This window comes from Aquiflexum sp. (assembly GCF_041751335.1).
In the GTDB taxonomy this organism is placed as follows: domain Bacteria; phylum Bacteroidota; class Bacteroidia; order Cytophagales; family Cyclobacteriaceae; genus Aquiflexum.
Genome location: NZ_JBGSXS010000088.1, coordinates 1 through 23949, shown reverse-complemented (window position 1 = coordinate 23949; position 23949 = coordinate 1). Strand labels below are relative to the sequence as shown.

Here is a 23949-nt window from a genome sequence, read left to right as displayed (position 1 = left end):
TGCCTACCAATGACAGATTTCTTAGCTGCCGTCACCCTGATCCCTATGGCTATCGGGAGAAGGGTCTCTCGAGGATCAGGAAATGTATTATAAACATAAATAGGACCTCTGGAGATTCTTCGTACCTCAGAATGACGGCTGCCTAGAGGGTAACTTGATGTCATTCCTTTTCTGAACATTTTAAAAATGTTGGAGACTCTCAATGACCGCAAAACTTCGGACTTCGGACTTCAAACTTACTTCACGATCTTAACCCCCACAGCCTCAATCCCTATTATTTCATCCATTCTCATATACTGCAATAACTGAATCTTGGAATAAGGATCACTTGTCAAAAGGGGTAGGGTATCATATTTGGTAAATGTATTTCCGAAACCCGATCCAAATGGCTTACCGGATTTATTATCAAAAAGCGGAATTTCCAATAATTGGGTTTCGATGATTTGATTAAGACTGTCTTTTAGAAGATAGGTGAGATAAAGGTTTCTGAATTCATAGTCGCCATTGTATTTGATGCCCACGATTGTTTTGTGGGAATCAGAAATCTTGGGTAGGTCAAAAGAAACTGTATCAGCAATATTCCATGAACCTGTGTCCATTCCCTGATATTTTTCAAAAATTCGACTATTGTCACAGCCAAACATCAAAACACAGAGCAAAGGGAGAATAACTTTGGATTTTAAAGTCATATAATAAAGTTATGATTGCCCTGGATTTTGGTCACCTTTATTCTTTGGGTTAAACCTTCTTTTGTTATTTCTTTTATTTCTAGGTTTTTGTTCAGATCCACCTTCTTGGGATTGAGGTTGTGGAGGGTTGGAAGGAGCATTCTGTTGCGGGGCATTGCTCCTTGGAGTTCGACCGCTTGGGTTGGGTTTCTTTTTTGTATTTTGGTTAGGATTATTTCTCTGTCTTTGCGGTTCAGGGTTTCCGGCCTCCTTATTAAAAGTGGGATTATTTCCATCTCCTCTGGTTTTCTTCTTCTTTTTTGTCCGTTTGGTTCCGCTGAATTTTTTGTCAAGGATTTCCAATTCAAGGTTAGATTTTGAAATCTGTTCTTCAATATCCCTTGTATGGTTGTTTTTTAGATCAGAAGGTTTGGTGCCATTTGCATTGAGTTCCTGAATCTCCCTGACCCGATCACAGGTGATGGAATGCCAGTTGTTATCATTGTTATAACTGAACCACATCAGTTTTCTGAAAATATCTGTTTTTTGTAATTTGGCTGAACCCGCTTCAGTCAAAAGTGGTTTGTCCACTTCAGGAATATCACTGAGTGCAGACATATAGGTATCAAGTTCGTAATTAAGGCAGCACTTTAATCTACCGCATTGTCCTGATAGTTTGGAGGGGTTGAGTGAAAGGTTTTGATATCTTGCTGCAGAAGTGTTGACACTCTTGAATTCATAGATCCAGGTAGAGCAACATAATTCACGTCCACAGACACCTATGCCACCTAATCGCCCGGCTTCTTGCCGCAGGCTGATCTGTCTCATTTCCACTCGGATTCTAAATTCCGAAGCCAAGAGTTTGATCAATTCCCTGAAATCCACCCGGTCTTCAGCAGAATAGAAAAAGGTAGCTTTGGAATTGTCCGATTGAAACTCTACATCAGAAAGTTTCATTTCAAGTTTCAGTTCATCGATGATCTGTTTGGCCCTATAAAGCGTAGGGATTTCCCGGTTCCGTGCCTCTTCCCATTTTTCAAGGTCTTTCTGATTGGCAACCCTGTAGATGCGCAGGATATTATCATCATCCTTGATTTTCCTCTTTTGCATCTGAAGACGGACCAGTTCTCCCTGCAAGGACACATATCCAATATGATGACCGTTAGGAACATCTACAACTATTGGATCACCAGTTGTCAAAGGAATATATTCCACATTGCGGTAGTACTCTTTTCTGCCACCTTTGAATTTTACTTCAACAATATCAAACTTATCAAGGGTTGGGATTCCCATATGGGACAACCAATCAAAAGCATTCATTTTATTACAATCGCTCGTGCCACATGTGCCGTTATTGTTACAGCCCCCACTTGTTCCGGTGGTCGTCGAGCAGCTACTACATCCTGCCATAATTTATATATATAGGGAGACATTGTCCCCTCATTAATTTGGTTTATTTATTTCTTTAAACTAAGAATATCCTGACCTATATCTTTGCGGAAATACAAATCGTCCCAGCAAATTTCAGATACCGTCTGATATGCATTTTGTAAGGCCAAATCCAAATTTGGCCCAATTCCGGTCACAGCCATGACTCTTCCACCGTTAGTAAGTACTTTACCGGAATCCCCAAGTTTTGTTCCGGCATGGAATACAATGGATTTATTATCTTTTCCTGCCGTCCCTAAACCAATGATTTCATTACCTTTTTTGTAATCCCCGGGATACCCACCCGCCACCATCACAACGGTCGTACTGGTAAATTCGTGAATTTCCATTTCATAATCCGAGAGGTTTTTGGTGCCCATCGCATGAAGTAGGTTCACGAAATCACTTTTAATTCTGGGAAGTACAGCTTCCGTTTCAGGATCACCCATACGGACATTATATTCGATCACAGATGGTTCTCCATCAATATTCATCAAGCCTATGAAAAGGAAACCTGTATAAAATATCCCGTCTTCCTCCAATCCTTTAATGGTAGGTTTTACGATTCGATCCTCAACTTTTTCCATGAATGCCTTATCAGCAAAAGGGACAGGACTTACCGCGCCCATTCCCCCAGTATTTAACCCTGTGTCTTTTTCACCGATCCTTTTGTAGTCTTTGGCCTCGGGTAAGATTTTGTAACTTTTACCATCTGTCGCTACAAATACGGAGAGCTCTATACCATCCAGAAATTGTTCTATGACAACTTTAGAAGAAGCCTGTCCAAATTTGCTTTCCAAAAGCATCTCTTTAAGATTCAATTCTGCTTCTTCAAGACTATGGCAGATCAAGACACCTTTTCCCGCTGCAAGACCATCTGCTTTCAATACTATTGGAAGAGATTGCTTTTTAAGGAATTCAAGACCTTTTTCAATTTCTTCTTTGGTAAAGGTTTCATAGGCAGCTGTAGGAATTCCATGTCTTTGCATAAAGCGTTTGGAGAAATCTTTTGAGCCTTCAAGTTTTGCTCCAATTTCACTAGGGCCAATTACGGGAAGTGATCTCAGTTTGGGGTGGTTTTGAAAAAAATCCACAATGCCTTTTACCAAGGGTTCTTCAGGACCTACCACCAACATCTCAATATTGTTGAGCAAAATAAATTCTGCCAATGTATTGAAGTCAGTAGGGGAAATGGTGATGTTTTTGGCTATAGATGCTGTGCCGGCATTACCCGGGGCAACAAATAATTGTGAACAATTTTGACTGTTTACAATCTTCCAGGCGAATGCATGTTCTCTGCCTCCACTGCCTAATAATAATATATTCATCAAATAGATTCTTTTTTAGTTGGCATGTTCTGAGATAAACTTGATCCTATAGACTCTGACTTCTTCTTCCGCGAAGTCTTCATCTTCAAGCTCATTCAATGCCACTTTGATATTGTCTGATTCTGCCGTCATAAAATAATCATGCAGCATATCCTCTCTTTCATCATCCATTATATTTTCGATATAATAGTTGATATTGAGTTTGGTTCCACTGTAGATGATCTGCTCAATTTCCCCAATGAGTTCTGACATGGATAAATTGAGATTTTCGGCAATTTCATCCAGGTTTACTTTTCTATCTACTTGTTGTATGATGGATATTTTAACTTTAGATCTATTACCAGCAGTTTTCACGACTACATCCGAGGCGGTGATGATGTCATTTTCTTCCACATAGTTTTCAATCAGCTTGAGAAAGGTCGAGCCAAATTTAGTGACTTTACCCATTCCGACTCCATTGATCTGTGCCAATTCATCTTTTGTCGTGGGATATACTGTAGCCATCTCTTCCAATGAAGGATCTTGGAAAATGATATACGGGGGAAGATTTTTGGATTTTGCTATTTTCTTTCTTTCAGCTTTAAGAAGTTCAAAGAGTTTTTCGTCGTAAGCCTTACCTCCGGCATGTAAATCATCTCCAGAAGCACTTTCTTCCACTTCTTCAAAGTTATGGTCTTTACTAAGCGATACGGAATAGGGATCCTTCAGGAATTTCTCGCCTCTTTCGGAGATTTTGATGATACCATAGTTTTCAATATCCTTCTCCAGAAAATTCAGGATCAATGCCTGTCTGACAACTGTAGTCCATAATTTTTCATCTTCATTTTTTCCTTTTCCGAAAACAGAAATTTTGTCATGTCCATAGCTTTTGATGTAATCATTGGTTTCTCCCCTGATGACATTGACTATGTGGCTGAGGTTAAATCTGTTGTTGGTCTCCTTGACAGCGGAAATTGCCGAAAGAAGATGGTTCATACCTTCAAATTTATCCTTAGGTTTTTTGCAATTGTCACAAAATCCACAATCTGTGTCCAGATATTCACCGAAATAATGCAGCAATACTCTTCTTCTACAAACAGAACTTTCGGAATAAGCTGCCATTTCTTCCAAAAGGATTTTAGAATTCTCCCTCTCAGTGACCGGCTTATCTTTATTGAATTTTTCTAACTTGACAATGTCCTCATATCGGTAGAACATCAAGCAATGCCCGTCCAATCCATCTCTTCCTGCGCGCCCAGTTTCCTGATAATAACCTTCAAGAGATTTGGGAACATCGTAATGGATAACATAGCGGACATCTGGTTTGTCAATCCCCATACCAAAAGCAATGGTTGCCACAATGACGTCAAGTTCTTCATTGAGAAAATCATCCTGATTTTTGATTCTTACACTTTGGTCCAGACCTGCATGATAAGGAGCAGCATTGATTCCATTTACCCTGAGCAGTTCGGCGATTTCTTCCACTTTTTTTCTGCTCAGACAGTAAATGATACCTGACTTTCCTTTATGGGTTTTGATATATTTGATGATCTGCTTTTTGGTTTCATTCTTATGTTTTGGCCTTACCTCGTAATAAAGGTTCGTCCTATTAAAAGAGGATTTAAAAAGATCGGCTTCTTCCATTTGAAGATTTCGCTGAATGTCCTGCTGAACTTTGGGTGTTGCAGTAGCAGTGAGTGCAATAATAGGAAGGGTAGTTCCTATTTGGGCGATAATGGATTTGATTTTACGGTATTCAGGCCTGAAATCATGGCCCCATTCCGAAATACAATGCGCTTCATCAATGGCAACAAAACTTATGTTGGCCTCCTTCAGAAACAGCACATTTTCTTCTTTGGTCAAGGATTCAGGTGCTACATAGAGCAATTTTGTTTTGCCTGAAAGCACTTCCTTTTTGACTTTGTTGGTTTCAGACTTATTGAGTGTAGAATTCAGAAAATATGCATTTACACCAAATGCATTTAATTGATCCACCTGATTTTTCATCAATGCTATCAATGGAGAGATTACTATGGCAGTACCTTCATTGACTACAGCAGGAAATTGATAGCAAAGGGATTTTCCGGCCCCCGTTGGCATGATGACAAATGTATTTCGGCCATTCAGCACATTATCCACAATGGCTTCTTGAGTTCCTCGGAACTGATTGAAACCAAAAATTTTTTTGAGTTTTTCTTTTACGCTTTGATCCACAGTTTGCATGATATTACAATGTTACCCTAATCGGCATCCATTAAATTTTAAAGGAATTCTTTTATACCTTTGTTACAAATTTAATGATTAACGACAGTAATTTTGAAGTTAACAAAAAATATTAAAAGTAGCGCCATAAAAGTACTTCAATTGGAGGCAGATGCTATTCAAAATTTAATCAATTATATTGATGATGAGTTTGAGGCCTGTGTGGAGGCTATTTTGAATTCTAAGGGAAGAGTAGTAATTACGGGAATTGGTAAAAGTGCCATTATTGCAAATAAGATTGTGGCAACTATGAATTCAACCGGCACACCTGCGATTTTTATGCATGCAGCTGATGCTATTCATGGCGACCTTGGGATGGTACAGAAAGACGATTTCGTTATTTGTATTTCAAAAAGTGGGAATACCCCTGAAATAAAAATTCTTGTACCTCTTTTAAAAAGGCTTGGTTCCAAACTTATTGCTTTGGTCAGCAATACAGATAGCTATCTTGCCGAACATGCTGATTTTGTTCTCAATGCAACCATTGCAGAAGAAGCATGTCCCAATAACCTTGCACCAACTACAAGTACTACAGCACATTTAGCGCTTGGGGATGCTTTGGCTGTTTGTCTTTTGGAAGCAAAGGGTTTCAGCAGTGAGGACTTTGCCAAGTATCATCCTGGAGGAGCACTTGGAAAACAATTGTACTTGACGGTAGGGGATGTGGTCCCGAAAAATATGGTACCCAAAGTTAGGGAAGACGCCAAGCTCCCTGAAATCATCATGGAAATCAGCAGTAAACGGCTAGGAGCAACTTCCGTTCTTGATCACAATGGCAGACTTGTAGGGATTATTACTGATGGCGACCTGAGGCGAATGCTTCAAAAAATGCAGGATATTACAAAGGTTGTTGCCAAAGATATCATGACCTTAAATCCAAAGTCAATTGCAGTTGACGAGTATGCAATCCGTGCTTTAAATCGGATGAAAGAGTTTAATATCACACAACTTGTAGCTTTGGATGGTGAGAAAGTTGCAGGTTTTATACATATTCACGATCTTATGAAAGAAGGAATCGTTTAAATTACGAAAATGCAAAACAAACCATATATTGTAATTATGGCGGGAGGAATTGGTTCCCGCTTTTGGCCATACAGTAGAAATAAAAGACCCAAACAATTTTTAGATATTCTAGGGACAGGAAGGACCCTTCTTCAGATGACTTATGATCGGTTTGTTAAATTATCTGACAAGTCTCTGTTTTATGTAGTGACATTTAAAAAATATTACAATATAGTTCGTGAACAGCTTCCTGATGTTCCCGCAAACCAAATCCTCACTGAGCCATTACGAAGAAATACTGCCACCTGTGTGGCTTATGCCAGTTACCGAATTTTCCAAAAAGACCCTGATGCCAAATTGATAATAACACCCGCAGATCATCTTATTATACAGGAGGGGAATTTTTACAGTGCCATGGACATGGCGCTTCAAGCTGCTGAACAAGATGAAAAGCTGATTACCTTAGGAATTAGGCCAAACAGACCTGAAACTGGCTATGGATATATCCAATACATTAGTAATCATGGAAATCCAGTCAAGAAAGTAAAAACATTTACCGAAAAACCCAATATAAAACTGGCTATGACTTTTTTGGAAAGCGGTGATTTTGTGTGGAATTCAGGGATATTTATTTGGAAGGCAAAAAGTATTATCAAAGCTTTTGAAAAATATATGCCCGATGTGGCGGAAGCTTTTGAGGAAGGGTTTGCACATTATGGCAAACCTGACGAAGAAGAATATACCAAAAAAGCATATTCCTTAGTTAAAAATATTTCCATCGACTATGGCATCATGGAAAAAGCCGATGAGGTTTATACTGTTCTTGGAGAATTTGGTTGGTCGGACTTGGGTTCCTGGTTAAGTTTGCATGAAACCAGAGTAAAAGATGATTTGGGAAATGTGGTAGATGCCAATGCGGTTCTTTTTGATACCAAAAACTGCTTTATTAGAGTTAGCCCAGAAAAACTAGTAGTCATTGAAGGTTTGGACAACTTTCTAGTTACCGAATCTGATAATGTTTTATTGATATGTAAATTAAACGGTGATAAAAAATTCAGGGAATTTGTAACTGAAGCCAAAAAGAAAGGGGAAGATTATGTTTAAAAAGTTTAAAAGATTTAGGGTTAGTCCATTTTTATTGGTACTTATTTTTCTGGTATTTTCCTGTAGCAAAGAAGACGAACAGCCGCCCATCAGTATTTATGGAAATTATGTAGTAACTGCTGTAGAAACCAACGGCCAATTTGATTTTCTTAATACAGGAACAATTTCTTCCGATCTGAAAAAACAGGTAGAGGAGACTCAAGGATTCAACTACAGTTCAAACCTCCTTACCATTATATCGGGTAATCCAGATATGGTCAATGTGACCCTTATTGAACCAAATGTGTTGACCACGCTACCGGATAATTTGCCTTTGATTAGGTATGGGAATGTTCCTAAAACATTGATTATAGACTTGGAAGTGGGTAGCAAAAATTTTACTATCATAACTCCAAATATAATTACTGAGGAAATTGGAAGAATTGAGGAAATGGAAATGCTCAATCAGTTTCAGATCAAAGTGCAAGTTCCACAACGGATTTATGATTTTAATACGCAAGCATGGGTGAATACTATTGTCACCTATACTTTTAACCGGTTATATGTATAAAGATATCACCATTTCTGAGGCTCAAAAATTGGTCGATGAATGGATCAAAACTGTTGGAGTCCGGTACTTCAATGAATTGACCAATACAGCTATCCTGATGGAGGAAGTGGGGGAATTGGCCCGCATTATGGCCAGAAAATATGGTGAGCAATCCTTCAAAGAATCAGATGAGGAAGTCAATATGGCTGATGAAATGGCAGATGTGCTTTGGGTTCTGATTTGTCTGGCAAACCAAACAGGAGTAGATTTGACAGATGCCCTTCATAAGAATTTTGAGAAAAAAAACATCAGGGATAAGGACCGGCACAAGGAGAATAAAAAGTTGAGGTGATAGTTTGAATATTTTTTTTAGAATTAAATGTTGATCATATTTATTTTATATTTAGTGATATCTGCTTATCGGCAGGCAGGTTGGATATTACTTGATACTTTTTGAAAGTATACGATGTTTGAATTTTTCCATTTATGAAGTAATTCCTACTTCAGTTTTGTACATTTAAGGTAATAGCACTTGCAAAACAACCCTAAATGAACCAGTTATGGATATCAGGATTTATTTCTTAAGCCTTTTGCTTATTTTCTTCCATGTCTCAGATTCTAAAGAAATTGGTCTTCGAGATAGTCAAATCAATGATGAGTTTGAAATTAAAAGGGGAACCAATATCAGTCACTGGCTTTCGCAAAGTAAAAGGAGGGGGCAAGAGAGGCTTGAATTTTTTACCGAAAACGACGTTAAATTTCTGGCTGACTTGGGTTTTGATCATATCAGGATACCCATAGACGAAGAGCAAATGTGGAAAGAATCCGGAGAGATAGACTCAGAGGCATTTACGCTTTTACATCATAGCATAAAATGGAGTGAGGAATATGGCCTAAAGGTAATTGTAGATTTACATATCTTGCGTTCCCATTATTTCAATGCTGACGTCAAACCTTTGTGGACTGAAGCATCAGCTCAGGAAAGATTTTTTCAATGCTGGAGGGACCTTTCAGAAGAATTGAAATGGTATCCGGTCAGTATGTTAGCTTATGAACTTATGAATGAACCGGTAGCAGATGACCCTGAGGATTGGAATAAACTGGTCGCTAGGGCAGTGGAAGAGATAAGAAAAAATGAACCTGATCGAAAAATAGTAATCGGGTCCAACAGATGGCAAAATGCAGATACGTTTGATGAATTGAAAGTCCCTGAAAATGACCCGAATATCATATTGAGTTTTCACATGTATGAACCAATGCTCCTGACACATTATCAGGCCTCATGGACCAGTACCAAAGACTACAGTGGCCCGGTCAATTATCCCGGGCAAATTGTAAGACATGAAGATCTGAACAATTTGGAAGAACCATTAGCCTCTATTATGGCCCGGCAGCAAAAGTATTATGACAAAGCTTCCATTGAAAAACATTTTGAAAAACCCATTAGAATAGCAAAGAAATACAATCTTCCGCTTTATTGTGGAGAATGGGGAGCTTATCCGACCACACCGGAAAAAGCCAGGTACCAATGGTATGAAGATGTCAGGGATGTGTTGGAGAAAAATAATATAGCTTGGACAACTTGGGATTACAAAGGAGGATTTGGGATTGTGAGAAACGGTGAAGAGGATCGGGAATTGATAAAAGTCTTGTTAAAATAAAAAGAGGCAGGATTTTGTCTGCCTCTTTTTATTTTTTTATTACCCCAACCAACTGGTCCAAGGAATTCTTGATAAAATCAGAAGCAAACCCACTGCATACATCATATAAATAGACCTGAATTTGGCCCTACTTTCAGTTAATTTTTTTGCTCTGGAATATCCAATGGTGATGATAACTATAGCGACGATATTGATCAATGGATGTTCTACGGCGGTAAGCCTTGCTGCACTGTCTGACATCGCCCCACCACCTTTCAACAATGCAAATCCAAGTGGACTGACAAAATATAGGATGAGTCCAACCAATAATTGGACATGGGCCAAAATAAAACCTATCAAAGCTATCTTTCTGTCTTTTTCAGTGTACACTTTGTTAGACAAAGCCCCTATTAAGGCATAAATAAATATGACTGCCAAAGCTGCTAAAGCCAGATAAGCCAGTCCGGAATGTAAGTGTTTTAATCCTGTATACATGTTTTAAATTTTTGTTTTAAAATTAGGGTTTATTCCTGCAATGTCATTAGTTAGCAAAGATATTTTTGTTTTTCATATATAAACTAGTGAAATACTTTTTCAGAGTGTAAGATGAGATTAGAAGCGAGAACCGAGAGACGAGAGATGAGATGAAGTTGTCCAAAGGTTGTCCCTAAATTGAGCCAGAGACTCAATACTCAATGATCCAAAGCCACAGACTTCGGATAACGAATTCTTAAATCTAAAATCTACAATCTAAGATCTACCCTTTCCCCTAATCCACATACAAAACCAAACCTTTCAAATACTCACTCTCGGTATGGAAGATATTGACAGGATGATCAGCGGGTTGGGAGAGGTGGTGCAGGATACGGACATTTCTTCCAACTTCCATGGCTGCTGCTGTAACCGTTTTGGCAAAAAGCTCCTTGTCAACTACCTGAGAACATGAAAAAGTGAATAATATCCCACCTGATTTGATTCTTTTTAAGGCTTCTGCATTCAATCTCTTATAAGCTTGTACTGCATTGTGTTTGGATTTTATGTTTTTGGCAAAGGCCGGTGGGTCAAGCACGATAACATCATAATCGGATTCAATTTCTCTGATATATTTTACCACATCTGCTACAATGGATTGATGAATCCCATGGAAATCAGAATTCAAAGCCACGTTTTTATCAGTAAGTTCTATGGCTTTGGCGGAGATGTCAACGGAATGGACTTCTGTTGCTCCTTCCTTCAATGCGGCTACTGAAAAACCACCTGAGTAACAAAAGGTGTTCAAAACCTTTTTCCCTTTGCTGTATTGGCCAAAGAGTTTTCGGTTTTCCCTTTGATCTACGAAAAATCCTGTTTTCTGACCTTTTTCCCAATCTATTTCATATTTACAGCCATATTCCAAAACCAGATTGGTTTCAGGATTTCCAAACAACATCCTGTTTTCTACACCTATATCTCTTGGTAAGGTCTCTGAGCTTTTCTCATAAACTGCCTTTAATGATTGGCCATATATTTTTTGCAGGGCAGAACTGATTTCTTTGACATGCTTGTACATTCCCACATGATGTGTCTGAATGACCGCAGTATCATTGTAGAAATCGATGATCAATCCCGGTAGCCGATCTCCTTCGCCATGGACCAACCTGTATACATTGGTGCCGGGATTATTGGTCAATCCAATACTTTTACGCACCTGATAGGCATTATGAAGTTTTTTATCCCAAAAATCCGAGTCAATCATCTCCTCTTCAAAACTCACTACCCTGACCATGATGGAACCATATTGGAAATGGCCTACTCCCAAAAAAATATCCTTGGAACTGAAAATCTGTACCAAGTCCCCATTTTTTAGGTCATCACTCTTTGTATCTATGGCTCCCGAAAAAACCCAATGGTGTTTTCTGTAGAGAGAGATTTCTTTGTTTTTGTGAAGCTTGATGATTGGATAGGAAAGCATGATTGGCGCTAGAAAGCTTTTAATTTATTATTGTATTCCGTTTTAACAGAGGGTAAATATAACTCCTAAAAGTTTGTTAAATGCCTGAATTTTATTTTGGTAAAAATTGCAATTTTTATTTCAACTTAAATTATTGTAATAGTCTCGTTTTCAGTAACTTTAATTCAGTTAGCCAATTATTGATTCCTAAAGCGTTTTGAGGGAATTTTGTCAATTATCATTTTAACCTAAATCTCACCAATATGAAAAATTATTGTCAATCGTATCTATGTTTTGCAATAGTGATGATGCTATTCTCCTGTGAAGCCTTCAAGCAGGAAAATCCTATTAAGGAAATAATTACCGAGGAGAATCTGAATGATCTTACCGCAAAGAAAAAAGCCTCTTTCTCGAATTATGGAGCTTTTTTGACGGGTACCGAAGAAGTGGATCCAGTGGACGCCATGGGGACAGGTGCGGCTTTCTTTGAACTCGTAGATGGAGGTATGGGTATCAAATACCAGATCAGGGTTGCCAATATGGAAGGTATTGTCGCAGGCCATATCCATACAGCGGCATTTGGAGTAAATGGTCCTGTGGTGGCCTTCCTTTTTCCCAATCAGATAGCCTCTCCTTTGGTGAATGGGGTAATAGCAGAAGGTACTATTACTGAATCCCAGCTTAGAGGTCCTTTTCTCGGAATGTCCCTTGATGTTTTGATTGATGCGCTAAATGATGGAATGGCTTATGTAAATATTCATACTGGTAAATTTCCAGGTGGAGAAATCAGAGGTCAGATCAGTGGTGTGCAACCTGGTAACAACCGGAATTTTACAACCCAGCTGTCTGGAAATGAGGAAGTTCCTCCTGCGGATACCAAGGCAGTTGGAACTGGTATTTTTAAATTCGATTCCAAGATCGCCGCTTTGAACTTCCAGGTAAATGTTGCACAATTGGAAAATGTGAGATTTGCACATATTCATATAGGAAAAAAAGGATCCAACGGCCCACCTGTTACATTTTTGAAGGCCGATAAAGTCGAAGGACCTGTAAACGGGGTTTATGCAAAAGGAACCTTATGTGCGGAAGATCTAATAGGAAAAATGCTTGGAGGTGATTTACTGATTTTGAGAGAAGCCTTCAGGACGGGTAATGCTTATGTAAATGTCCATACTGACAAATTTCCAGGGGGTGAATTGAGAGGTCAATTGTAATCTGCATTTCAAACTATATCAAATTAAAGGCTATTCTCAAAGGGGATGGCCTTTTTTACTTATTTTGTCTTGCATGATTGTTTTGTTTTTGACCGGAAAAGCAAAAGATCCCAAAACCATAGAAACTGCACTGACGACCAATGCCGGTAAATGCGGATAAACTGACAATTCCATCAATGAAAATCCCAAATAGGCTATCATCCCAAAGACGATGGACATCAAAGCACCCATTTCGGAAGCTTTTTTCCAATATAATCCTGCTGTAAGCGGAACGAACAATGATACCAACATCAATATAGATGCCCCGGCGACAAGTTCATAAATATTGGTTTTCCATTGGGCCATCAACACTGCCACGACAGCGACAGCAATAATATTTATCCTCAAAATCCACAAAAAATGTTTCTCCTGAAGTTTTTTCCCAAAATATGGCCTGATCAGGTTTTCTGAAATGATGGCTGATGGTGCCAGTAAGCCAGAGCTTGTGGTACTCATGATGGCTGAAATCAATGCCCCGAAAAACAGAATCTGAACATGCATGCCACTGTGCCTCAACACCATTTCCGGAAGAAGCAGCTGTCTGTTTTCAAGGTAGATTTCAGGATAGAGGTATTTTGCCCCAAGGGCAATAAATAAAGGCAGCAGCCCAATGGTCACATAAAAACCTCCGGCAAGGTAAGTGGAACGGATAGCGACCTTTTCCGATTTGGCGGACATCACCCGTTGGTAAACGTCCTGACTGGGAATACTTCCTAACCCTATTATCATCCAAGCCCCAAGATAATTCATCCATGAAATCGCGTTGGTATCGGGGAAAAACTGAAAACTGCCTTCAGGCGCTGATTCCAAGATGGGCATCACGCCACCTGCTTTCTCGGCAACCAAAAATGTCACCCAGATCAATCCAATCACAATCAAAGTTGTCTGAATGAAATCCGTGATAGAGATGGCCCACATCCCTCCAAGAAAAGTGTAGAAAACCACTATGCCTGCACTGATGACTATTCCCTGCGAAATGCTGATATCTGAAACAGTGGTAAATATTAGGGATAAAGCAACCAATTGTGCGGCCACATATCCGAAATATGGAGGAATCATAAAGACGGAAGCAAAAAACTCCACCCGCTTTCCAAAGATCCGCTTGTACACATCACCAATTGTAAGGACATTCATCTTGTACATGGGTCTCAGGTAAAACATACCGAACAATACCAGACACAATGCCCCACCAAACGGATCTTCCATCACACCCTGAAGGCCGTGTTCGAGGTATTCTGATGATGCACCAAAAATGGTCTCAGAACCAAACCAGGTAGCAAACAATGCTGAGGCCGATAAAAAAAGAGGCAATTGCCTTCCAGCCAAAACAAAATCACTTGAGTTTTTTACCAGCTTGGAAGACCAAGCACCTATTGCTACGGTGATTGCTATGTAGATGATAATTGCTGTGAGAAGCAAAGGGACTTGATTTAAAATTTTGAATTCAGATTTGAGACTTGTATCCAGACCGGTGGGTTTGCGATAAGAACCAAAACGCAAGGTTCAAATCTTATTATAAACTTTGGGCTGTTGTATGGACTTAGCAATATATTACATTAAATAAAAAAAATGATAAGAGGAAGTATCTTTAATCAATTTCAGATTAATTCACTGCCTCTACAGTGTAACCTGCTTTTCTCAATAATGCGATAACTCCCGTTTCTGAAGCTAAATGACCACTTCCCACTGCAATGAAGGTGGGTTGCTGATGGATCAATTCTTCTATGATCGGAATCCAATTGGCATTTCTGTCAGCCAAAAGCAGGTTGCCATATTCTTTGAACATTTCATTTTCTGTGATCATTTCGTAAAGTCCTTCGATATCTTCTTCCAAGTAGGCAGCCACCAAGCTTTCGAATTCCTCCATGCCTTCATCTTCGGTGACAAGTTTGGCCAAATCATCTATTTGCATTTTTTGAGGTATTTCATCAAATATTCCAACCTGAAAAGCAAAACTTTCCAAGCCTACCATTTCCATTTTTCTGTCTTTGGCTTTTTCCACAAAATACATTTCATAGCTGCTTTGCTCCTCGCAGGGCAATCTTTTGATCATGACCATGGATGAAAGGACAAAGGGTTTCAAAACGCCCAATTGATCCAATCCAGCACCATAGGATTTGATCAGAAATTCATCTAAGGCGACTGCTTGATCGCCAGTGAATTCACCTTTGATGTTTTTGAATCCTTCATTGATGGAAAGCTGTTGCATCTCTGCCATCATATTCGGATCCATCATATTCAGTTCTAAGGCTATTTTCTGTGTGGATTCCAGAGCATTTTCGATCCTTTCATCCATAAAGAACTGATCTTGGCAAATGATATGGATTGTGCCGAATAGATAGGATTCCTTTTCAAGTCCTTTTCCCGAAATCTTCCACAAAAGTGAATTTTCATCTCCATCATTGGCAACGACAGGAAAAACCAACATGACCAAAAAGAGGGTGACAATTAGGTGTTTTGATTTGACAGTATTCATGATAAAATAATTTTTATAATTTATATTGGATCAAAAATAAAGATTAAATAAAACATTTATTTCTAAAAATACAGCAATGCTTAATTGAGATTATAAACGCAGGCATGATTTAACTTCCTCCTTTATTTTCATCATATTGATAAATTTCTTTATTCCTTGATTATTCAGAATTTCTCATGTAGCAATTTGGGTGATGCCTCAGAATTTTGCAATGGTAATAAATGTCACAGATTAATTGTTCATTTACAATCAATTTTACAATCGATAAATACTTTGGGTAAATCTGATCTGTACAAAAAAGCCTATTTAACTCTAAAAAATTGGCAGATTGGATTCTTTAAAAAAAACTTAACCTAATTCAAACAAAAAACCTTAAATGAAAAATTCCAAAAGAGAATTTCTAAAAAAACTTACTGCGGTGGGAGCAAGTTCAGGCTTAATCGGAGCGGGTTCTTTAGTAACCTCATGTGGATCTTCAGATAAAAAATCCAAAATGACAGGAGAGCAAGATCCACCAATAGAATTTACCGCCACTATTTTTCAAACAACAGACGTACATTGTCAGGTCCACCCACATGATGAGTTATTTTGGGAGGATGGAAAGATTGTATTTAGAAAAACAGGTGGATATGCCAACATCCATACTTTTATTCAACAGGAAAGAGCTAATGCTGAATATTCATTCTTAGTAGATACAGGAGATATGTTTCAAGGCTCAATGCTTTCTGTAAAAACGCTGGGAGAAGCGATTGTCCCAATATTAAATGCGATGTCTTATGATTTATACTCACCAGGAAATTGGGAAGTAGTTTACAACAAAGGGCCAATGCAGCAGTTATTGGGGGCACTTCATGCTGGAAAAGTATGTGCCAATATGTACCACGATCTTGGGAATGGAGAAAGGGGTGAATTGATTTTCCCTCCCTATTACATCTGGAATGTAAATGGAGTGAAATTTGGATTTATAGGGTATGACGACCACTTGATACCAAAACGGCAATCACCTGGCTACAGTGAGGGTATTATATTTACCAAGCCGGATATGAATCTCGCGCATTATGTGGATGTATTAAGAAATCAGGAAAATTGCGCCTTTGTGGCAATCATGTCGCATACAGGTTTATCTCAGGAAATAGCACTTTCCAATAATCCTGCCTGTGAAGGTGTGAATTATATTTTGGGTGCTGATACCCATGAAAGGGTCAGAAAGCCCATTCAAGGAAAATATGCCAAGGTGGTACAGCCTGGCGCTTTTGGATCATTCTTGGGTAAACTTCAATTGCAGATCAACGACGGAAAGATTGTTAGTGATACTTATGAATTGTTGGAAATAGATGCAGGAAAGGTAACTCCGTCTCAAAGAATTTTAAAAATTATTGAGCAGGTAGAAGCACCATATAAGGAAGAAATCAATACCGTTGTCGGTTACAGCACCACTCCACTATACCGTTATTTTGTGATTGAAAATCCGATTGATACCATGGTGGTGGATGCCGTCAAATGGCAATTGCCTGAAGTGGATATTTCTCTTTCCAATGGTTTTAGATTCTGTCCTCCACTTGCTACACCTGATGAGACTGGGAATATTCCGATTTCAAGGGGATTTATCTATGACATGCTACCTGTGAACAGTGTGGTCCGGACTGGTGAAGTTACAGGAAAACAGCTCTATGATTGGATGGAAAATGAGCTCAACAATGTATTTGCTGAGGATGCCGGAAAAAGGTTTGGTGGATGGGTAACCAAATTCAAAGGAATGAAAATCACGTTCAATGCTTTTGGGGAAGAGGGTAAAAGAATTCAATCATTCACTGTCAAAGGTGAACCTTTGGACCTTAACAAAACCTATTCCATTTCTGCCTGTGAAAGAGAAGGTGACCCACTAGATGTGATATGCAGAATGAGCAACGTAAAAAATGTGGTCAATACGCCCTATACACTACACCAAGCGATGTTAGGTTACTTGGCAGAAAACTCACCTGTCACCCCAACCCCAAGAGGAGATGCAAAAGCACTTGACGCCCCAGCGACTTTATTGAGTCAGGTTTCAGGTGTGGATTATGAGTTTAGGTAGTTTTTCAGTTGGCAGTGATCAGTTTTCAGTAGGCAGTTTTCAGTAGACATTTTGAAGTGTGGGCAAACTGCTTACTTTACACTGCAAACTGCCTACTTTAATACCGTCTTCTTCTCCCTTGATTCTGCTGTGGCTTCTTCTTTTTCTCTGGGGCTTGTTCTTTCATGACGCCTTTGAATTCATAAGGATGATCTTGGACAATAGGGATTTTCTTTCCGATTAGTTTTTCGATATCCTTGAGGTCCTTCAGTTCTTCTGCATCACAAAATGACATGGCAATACCGGAATTCCCGGCCCGGCCTGTTCTACCGATTCGGTGAACATAAGTTTCCGGAATATTTGGCAAATCAAAATTAAAGACATTGGCCAACTCATCGATATCAATTCCTCTTGCGGCTATATCAGTAGCTACCAATACCTGTAGCTTACCACTTTTAAAATCATTTAAGGCATTTTGTCTAGCATTTTGACTTTTGTTGCCATGGATAGCAGCTGCTTTTACATTTTCCTTCACAAGAAATTTGACAACCCGATCAGCGCCATGTTTGGTCCGGGTAAACACCAATGCAGATCCGATATTCTTTTTATCCAAAAGATGTAATAACAGTTTTGGCTTGTCTGCTTTGTAGGTAAGGAAAAGCTTTTGCTCTATTTTATCCACTGTAGATGAAGGTGGAGTAACTTCCACAAAAGCAGGTTTGGTCAATAAAGTATCAGCCAATTTCTGGATTTCAGGAGGCATGGTGGCCGAGAAAAACAAAGTCTGTCTTTTCTGGGGAAGCAGTGCGATGATTTTTTTCACATCATGGATAAAACCCATGTCCAACATCCTGTCAGCTTCATCCAAAACAAATATTTCAAGCTGCCTTAGATCAACAAATTTTTGGTTGATCAGATCAATAAGTCTTCCGGGAGTGGCTACCAGTACATCAATACCTCTTTTAAGTGCATTGGTCTGATGGAGTTGGGACACTCCGCCAAAAATAACGGTATGTCTGATATCTGCAAATTTGCCATAGGCGGCAAAACTTTCGTCAATCTGAATGGCCAATTCTCTAGTTGGGGTCAAGATCAGGGATTTGATTCCAGGTCTTCTTTGTTTGTGCTGACTGAGCAATTGTATGATGGGTATTGCAAAAGCAGCGGTTTTTCCTGTGCCAGTTTGCGCGCATCCCAGTAAGTCCCTACCTCCTAGTACGAGAGGGATTGCTTGTTGCTGAATGGGTGTGGGGGTAGTGTATCCTTCATTGGCGACCGCCTTGAGAATAGGGTCAATAATTCCTAAATTTTTGAATGCCATTTTGGCTGAATGTAAATAAGCCGAAAAAGATGTTGTATGGTCTGTTTCAGCAGGGAGATCGATTAAAAGCGGCTTACAACTTGCCGTGCTTTGTTATAAAGTGGATCAAAGGTAGTGTTTTTTGGGGAGGATTTACTTTTTGGTTTATCTATTGGTGAGTATCCCCAAACTTTAAGCGCCATTATTCATGGAAAAAGGAGAATAAACACATCACTTGCTTTAAGTATTGAAGAAGCATTGGGAATGGAACAAGGGACATTAATGCTAATATTGGTATACCATGACATTAAGAAGGAAGAAATTAAAAAACATGAAAAAGTAAAACCGGATCCAAATTGCCTAAAGGGGAAATATTGGGAGTTGATCAAACTTGATATGGTTGAGGCTATCGAAAAGTACAAAATTGGACAAACTTTTTACTAAAAATTATCAACCCTTTATTCATGCTTTCTAACATAATTCAATCCACTTTTGTTGATTTATTACTGATTTCCTTAAGTGGGGAGATTTGCATTTCAAATATTTAACTTATCATGTGCTTTAAGTCATTGTTTAAGTTTTGATTATTAGAAGATTGAATGCATATTTACTTAATCATCCTTAGTTCATCCTACCAATTCATTAATCCCAGTTTTATTTATTAATTGATTTATTATGTTAACAGTGCTATTGCTGTTTTTTTCGTTTACAGCACCCTTATCACCCCAACAATCATATCCCGACAGTTTACAAGCAATAATTAATCAAGCTGAAAATGATTCCATTAAAGCGCATTTGTATTTTAGTCTGAGCAAGCATTACTACACTTTTGATCAGGACAGTGCGATTTATTTTGCAAATAAATCCATTGAAATTTCTGAAAAGTCAGGATTGAAAAAAAACCAAGGCAATGCTTTAAACATATTGGGTGTAAGTAATTTAATCAAATCAGATTATGAGGAAGCATTAAAAGCCCATTATGAAGCACTCAAAATCCGGGAAGTGCTATTGGATTCAGTAGGTATGTTGGAATCTAATCTTAATCTTGGAAACATCTACTACCGTTTAAAAGAACTGGATAAAGCGGCGAAATTCTACCATGAGGCACTTTTTTTCGGATTAAAAACCAATAATCTAAGAGGACAGGCACTCATTTATAACAACTTGGGAAGCTATCATCTGGATAATTGGAATTTGAACAAAAATCAAAAAGACTTTGACGCGGCAATGGGATATCTGCAACAGGCTTTAGAGATCAAAGAGACCTTGGGAGACCATAGGGGAATGATCAATACGCTTAATCAGTTATCGGACCTTTATGAAGAAATCGGAGACGAGAAAAAGAGGTTTGAATTACTACAACGTGCTTGGGTGATATCCAATAAATTCAATGATGTGGAGAGTAAACTTGCAGTTTTGAGTAACCTTGCTGAATATTACTTTGAAAAAGGCGAAATGAATAAAGCCTTGGATTATGCCAATCAACAATTTGGAATTGCCGAAAATTCCAAATCAGAATATCAAATTTCCGTAGCTGCAGAAAAAATTGCCAAAATTGCAGCTTCACTCAAAAACTATTCCTTAGCCTACCGATACCTGGCTATTCAAAAAGCGAATGAGGAGATTTTGTTCAATGAAAATAGGCAAAAAATCAGGGACGAACTTACCGTCCAATATGAAACTGAAAAGAAAGAACTTGAAAACCAACAACTCCTAAAAGACCAGGAATATTATGCGCTTTCCTTGAAAAGGAAAAATGAGTTGTTGATAACCATTATCACAGCCGTGCTGTTATTGTTGTTTTTAATGTGGATTCAATTTCAAAATCATAGAAATCTAAAATCAACACACAAAAAACTAGGAGAAGCACATGCTTTGGTGAATCTGCAGCATCGTCAGATCCAGAAACAAGCCGAAAACCTGCAAGAAACCAACCAAGCCCTGAATGTTGCCAACAAATTTAGGGATAAAATATTTTCAGTAATATCCCATGATCTCAGAGCCCCTTTTGCCAATATCCAAAGTACCATTTCACTTTGGAATTCGCAGATTCTATCAATTCAGGAATTGGAGGAATTGATGTCAATGATTTCGAAGAATAATGATGCTGCTTTTTTGATGTTGGAAAATCTCCTGGAATGGGCAAGAACTCAAATGGAATCGAATGAGTTACAATTTCATGAAATTAATCTGAACAAGCTCGTAGAGGAAAATAAACAGCTTTTCAATGTTCAAATGAAACGAAAAAACGTGGAATTAATCAATCATATTCCGGAAAGCAGGTTTATAAACAGCGATAAAGAGAGATTGAATTTTATCATCAGAAACTTCCTGCTGAATGCGATCAAATTCACACCGGAGGGTGGTAAAATAGAGGTGGACTTTAAAGACATTAATAATGGGGAAATCCTTGTTAAGGATTCTGGAATAGGCATTAAACCGGAGTTGGTTACCAAACTATTTAAAAATCAGACTTTATCTACCAAAGGCACTGGCGGTGAAAGCGGGGCTGGGATAGGCTTGATGCTCTGCAGGGATTTTGCAGAAAGCATAGACGCTGAATTAGCGGTTGAAAGTACAGAAAACAAAGGGAGCACATTTATCATCAGGTTGGATGCAAAACAGGCCGCCGCTAAAGTAAAAAGTAATAGTAAAATTTTGCAGAGTTAAAAAACTCCTTTAACATAATTCAATCCACTTGAAGTACATAACCTCGACCTCGGATATTTTTGAGTTCGATATTAGGATCGCGTAGTAGTTTTTTTCTGAGTTTGGAGACAAACATGTCCAGACTTCTGCCGACAAATACCCCTTCATCTTCCCAAATTTCTTTGAGCAGGCGATCTCTCTCAAGAATCTCGTTTTGGTGGGAGGCAAAAAGTTTGAGCAGCTTGTTTTCTTTTTGTGAAAGTTCGATTTCTTCTTTTCCGATTCTCAAGAGGTAGCTCTCGTATTTGAAATCATATTTTCCGATATAAAGTGATGGGGATTGGTCAAGGGCTTGTTTCCTTTCGGGTTTTGAATGATTTTTTTTGAACATAAACAAAAAGCCAAATGCAAGGATTCCAATGAAGATAGGGATTGAAAAATTTGAAGCTTTCAGTTGGTTTGGTTCAAACTGGATTTTGATCCTGTAACAATCCTTGGGTTGGATTCGGCCTTGGCAGGGAACAATGGTTTTGTCTTTGTGGCCGGACATTTGATAGCCATATACAATCTGGTTTCCTTTGCATTGCAGTACATTAACCCGGTAATTTTCCTCCCCATCTATACCTTCCTTAAGTCCGGCATGGATCACTTTGACCAAAGTATCTGGCTCAAATTGGAACGGGCTTTCAAATAGGATGATAAATTCACCTTCACTGATTTTATCGATGGGCAAAACCCTTGAAGTGGTGTCTCCTGAGGCGAGTAGGATTTTATGTCCAACATTCCTCAATCTGATTTCCCTGTTTTCCGCAAAGTCATTTGAATTCCAAGGCCAAAGGATGGCCACCATCAATATCATGGAGAGCATTCCGAGACCAGCTGGTTGTAGCAGTTTTTTCATTGATCAAATTTAAGGTTTAAATGTGACCCTAAAAGCAATTTTACCATGATTTACATTCTTTTTACATTCCATTTACCGTCTCAGCTTTGTATAGACATAAGTTTGGGCATTCTAAACCAATTAAAATGAAAAAACACGTAAGATTATTCGCCTGGTTATTGACAGTTGGTTATTGCACTTCCTGTAACCCACAAAATAAGACAGAATTATCAAAAAGCAGTATCGAATCCGAATCCAAATACTTTTATACTTCTGATTCCCCAATCAGTATTGTACGTAATATTGAGCAGGATAGAAATGGCAACCTATGGTTGGCTTCATGGGAGGGTATTTTTCGATATGATGGAAAGGCATTTACCAATGTTACAAGGGATTTGACTTCAGCCCGTTTCTTTTCTGTTTTGGAAGATAGCAAAGGCAACATGTGGTTTGGTTCTATTGGCTCAGGAGTTTTTTACTATGATGGTAAATCTTTCCAAAACTTCACAACCAAGGACGGGCTTTTAAATAATGATGTTGTTAGTATTTATGAAGATAAATCCGGTAATATTTGGTTCGGTGTTTTTGGAGGAGCTAGCCGGTATGATGGAAAATCGTTTCGGAATTATATCATAAATGAAAATGAGATGAATGAAGACCTGATGGGCAGGACATTTTCGGAAAGGCCCCTTTATGAAGTTAATGCTATCATAGAAGACAAAACCGGCAAATTTTGGTTTGCTACAAGGGGCAATACCTTTGTTTTCGACGGAAAGGGTTTTGAAGTTTTCACCCAAAACGGTAAACCTTTTACAAATGTCCGCTCTTTAATAGAGGATCAAAAAGGTAATATTTGGCTTGGGGGAAATGATGGTTTGTGGCGATATGACGGAAACACTTCCACCAATATTTCACAAGGTTTTGGCGGGTTTATCTACGAAGATACAAAAGGAAGCATCTGGACAAGTTCAGAAACTTCCGAGGGTTGGGCGCTTTCCCGTTATAATGAAAATTCTTTGTCTAATAAAATTGCCATTGTACCAGAAGTAATAAAGGCAAATGAAGGGATGATTTTTGGTATTCTTGAAGCAAATGATGGAAGTATATGGTTCGGTACTTTAGATGGCGTGTATCGGTATGATGGAAATACAGTCAATAGTTTTAAAGCGATGTCAAGTCAGGAATATTTCTCGAAACTGGTGGATAAGAAAGATAATTGTTAGAGATTTTATCAGAGGTTATACTTTAAAAGTTAGAGAGGGTATATTTTCATCTATGTTTTTTTATTTGGTTTTGATTGATTCAGAAGACTGGAAGGCATTTTAGTGGATTTTTTCTAAGAAAGTTCAAATAAAATAGCAATATAAAAACGTCCGATTTTTACCAGTATTCATTTATGGGTTTGGGTTATTTTTGTGTATAATCTTAAACCACAACTAATTATGGAACGAAGAAAATTTATTGTCAC

At 38.5% G+C, this 23949-nt stretch carries 19 protein-coding genes; 9 read left to right on the top strand and 10 right to left on the bottom strand.

Going from position 1 to position 23949, the window contains the following annotated elements; all coding sequences use genetic code 11:
- Window positions 1-236: 236 nt before the first annotated feature.
- Genes ACEW8U_RS05325 through recQ form a run of 4 tightly spaced genes read right to left on the bottom strand, consistent with a single transcriptional unit; the run spans window position 237 to window position 5617 of the window.
- Window positions 237-689, bottom strand: coding sequence for a gliding motility lipoprotein GldH (locus ACEW8U_RS05325; RefSeq protein ID WP_373521001.1), 453 nt, complete (start codon window positions 687-689; stop codon window positions 237-239).
- Between the two features lie 9 nt (window positions 690-698).
- Window positions 699-2078: a stage 0 sporulation family protein gene (locus ACEW8U_RS05320; protein WP_373521000.1), complete on the bottom strand. Its 1380-nt coding sequence runs from the start codon at window positions 2076-2078 to the stop codon at window positions 699-701.
- Between the two features lie 47 nt (window positions 2079-2125).
- Entirely contained in the window at window positions 2126-3424 is a 1299-nt protein-coding gene (gene purD / locus ACEW8U_RS05315; protein WP_373520999.1) for a phosphoribosylamine--glycine ligase, read from the bottom strand.
- 15 nt (window positions 3425-3439) lie between these two features.
- Window positions 3440-5617: a DNA helicase RecQ gene (gene recQ / locus ACEW8U_RS05310; RefSeq protein WP_373521002.1), complete on the bottom strand. Its 2178-nt coding sequence runs from the start codon at window positions 5615-5617 to the stop codon at window positions 3440-3442.
- A gap of 102 nt (window positions 5618-5719) precedes the next feature.
- Here recQ and ACEW8U_RS05305 point away from each other — a divergent pair, with 102 nt between their 5' ends.
- The 5 genes from ACEW8U_RS05305 to ACEW8U_RS05285 all read left to right on the top strand — a co-directional run bounded on the left by ACEW8U_RS05305 (window position 5720) and on the right by ACEW8U_RS05285 (window position 9961).
- Window positions 5720-6688 (top strand): SIS domain-containing protein, encoded by a 969-nt coding sequence (locus ACEW8U_RS05305; RefSeq protein ID WP_373520998.1) that lies wholly within the window; start codon window positions 5720-5722, stop codon window positions 6686-6688.
- A 9-nt stretch (window positions 6689-6697) separates the two neighbouring features.
- Complete coding sequence (locus ACEW8U_RS05300) at window positions 6698-7771, top strand: mannose-1-phosphate guanylyltransferase (RefSeq protein WP_373520997.1); 1074 nt, start codon at window positions 6698-6700, stop codon at window positions 7769-7771.
- Entirely contained in the window at window positions 7764-8321 is a 558-nt protein-coding gene (locus tag ACEW8U_RS05295) for a hypothetical protein (RefSeq protein ID WP_373520996.1), read from the top strand. Before ACEW8U_RS05300 ends, ACEW8U_RS05295 begins: the two co-directional genes overlap by 8 nt.
- Entirely contained in the window at window positions 8314-8652 is a 339-nt protein-coding gene (locus ACEW8U_RS05290) for a nucleotide pyrophosphohydrolase (RefSeq protein WP_373520995.1), read from the top strand. The genes ACEW8U_RS05295 and ACEW8U_RS05290 overlap by 8 nt, the downstream gene beginning before the upstream one ends.
- 208 nt (window positions 8653-8860) lie before the next feature.
- Complete coding sequence (locus tag ACEW8U_RS05285) at window positions 8861-9961, top strand: glycoside hydrolase family 5 protein (protein ID WP_373520994.1); 1101 nt, start codon at window positions 8861-8863, stop codon at window positions 9959-9961.
- A 39-nt stretch (window positions 9962-10000) separates the two neighbouring features.
- Here ACEW8U_RS05285 and ACEW8U_RS05280 read toward each other — a convergent pair whose 3' ends face one another.
- Both ACEW8U_RS05280 and ACEW8U_RS05275 read right to left on the bottom strand, forming a co-directional pair.
- A complete protein-coding gene (locus tag ACEW8U_RS05280; RefSeq protein ID WP_373520993.1) occupies window positions 10001-10435 on the bottom strand; it encodes a hypothetical protein in 435 nt (144 codons plus the stop codon).
- Between the two features lie 274 nt (window positions 10436-10709).
- On the bottom strand, window positions 10710-11891 hold the full coding sequence (locus ACEW8U_RS05275; RefSeq protein WP_373520992.1) for a class I SAM-dependent rRNA methyltransferase: 1182 nt from the start codon (window positions 11889-11891) through the stop codon (window positions 10710-10712).
- Between the two features lie 242 nt (window positions 11892-12133).
- On the opposite strand from ACEW8U_RS05275, the gene ACEW8U_RS05270 reads away from it, so the two are divergent.
- The gene (locus ACEW8U_RS05270) at window positions 12134-13084 is read left to right on the top strand and encodes a CHRD domain-containing protein (RefSeq protein ID WP_373520991.1); all 951 of its coding nucleotides are present in this window, start codon (window positions 12134-12136) and stop codon (window positions 13082-13084) included.
- 36 nt (window positions 13085-13120) lie between these two features.
- Here the strand turns inward: ACEW8U_RS05270 and ACEW8U_RS05265 are convergent, their stop codons facing one another.
- Together ACEW8U_RS05265 and ACEW8U_RS05260 are read right to left on the bottom strand one after the other, a co-directional pair.
- On the bottom strand, window positions 13121-14542 hold the full coding sequence (locus tag ACEW8U_RS05265) for a sodium:solute symporter family protein (RefSeq protein WP_373520990.1): 1422 nt from the start codon (window positions 14540-14542) through the stop codon (window positions 13121-13123).
- 184 nt (window positions 14543-14726) lie between these two features.
- Entirely contained in the window at window positions 14727-15599 is an 873-nt protein-coding gene (locus ACEW8U_RS05260) for a TraB/GumN family protein (protein WP_373520989.1), read from the bottom strand.
- A 376-nt stretch (window positions 15600-15975) separates the two neighbouring features.
- Here ACEW8U_RS05260 and ACEW8U_RS05255 point away from each other — a divergent pair, with 376 nt between their 5' ends.
- Window positions 15976-17673, top strand: coding sequence for a bifunctional UDP-sugar hydrolase/5'-nucleotidase (locus tag ACEW8U_RS05255; protein WP_373520988.1), 1698 nt, complete (start codon window positions 15976-15978; stop codon window positions 17671-17673).
- Between the two features lie 97 nt (window positions 17674-17770).
- On the opposite strand, the gene ACEW8U_RS05250 is transcribed toward ACEW8U_RS05255, so the two are convergent.
- The gene (locus ACEW8U_RS05250) at window positions 17771-18973 is read right to left on the bottom strand and encodes a DEAD/DEAH box helicase (RefSeq protein ID WP_373520987.1); all 1203 of its coding nucleotides are present in this window, start codon (window positions 18971-18973) and stop codon (window positions 17771-17773) included.
- Window positions 18974-19627: 654 nt separating this feature from the next.
- Here ACEW8U_RS05250 and ACEW8U_RS05245 point away from each other — a divergent pair.
- Window positions 19628-21622 (top strand): ATP-binding protein, encoded by a 1995-nt coding sequence (locus ACEW8U_RS05245; protein WP_373520986.1) that lies wholly within the window; start codon window positions 19628-19630, stop codon window positions 21620-21622.
- A gap of 19 nt (window positions 21623-21641) precedes the next feature.
- Here ACEW8U_RS05245 and ACEW8U_RS05240 read toward each other — a convergent pair whose 3' ends face one another.
- Entirely contained in the window at window positions 21642-22502 is an 861-nt protein-coding gene (locus tag ACEW8U_RS05240) for a winged helix-turn-helix domain-containing protein (RefSeq protein WP_373520985.1), read from the bottom strand.
- Between the two features lie 125 nt (window positions 22503-22627).
- Here ACEW8U_RS05240 and ACEW8U_RS05235 point away from each other — a divergent pair, with 125 nt between their 5' ends.
- Window positions 22628-23704, top strand: a complete 1077-nt coding sequence (locus ACEW8U_RS05235) for a two-component regulator propeller domain-containing protein (protein WP_373520984.1) — start codon at window positions 22628-22630, stop codon at window positions 23702-23704.
- Window positions 23705-23949: the final 245 nt, after the last annotated feature.